1 protein-coding gene is annotated in these 327 nt (G+C 63.6%); it reads left to right on the top strand.

Translation table 11 applies throughout. The annotated features are described in order from the left end of the window. Positions 1-327 (top strand): CoA transferase (locus tag SB772_RS39700; RefSeq protein WP_410838480.1); only part of this gene is annotated, 327 nt, incomplete at both ends.

Genomic DNA, 327 nt, shown 5'->3' on the forward strand with positions numbered 1-327 from the left:
GTCCTCCGCATCGATCCCCCCTCCATCCCTGAACTGCCTGATGCGTTCATTGATTCAGGATTCAACAAGCGCAGCACGGTGGCTGACTTCCGCGACGATCGCGTTGTGGAACGGGTGCAGGCACTTGCGGCCTCTGCCGACGTCGTGGTGAGCGGATATCGCGATGGCGCATTGCAGCGTTTCGGATTGGACCCGGACTCCCTGATGTCCCGGAACCACGGAACCGTGGTTGCGACATTGAGCGCCTGGGGCCGTGGTGGCCCATGGGACGGACGCCGTGGTTTTGACAGCCTGGTGCAGGCGGCCTGCGGAATCGCGGCCCAGTAC

Source organism: Paraburkholderia sp. SIMBA_030, assembly GCF_046535245.1.
Lineage (GTDB): Bacteria > Pseudomonadota > Gammaproteobacteria > Burkholderiales > Burkholderiaceae > Paraburkholderia.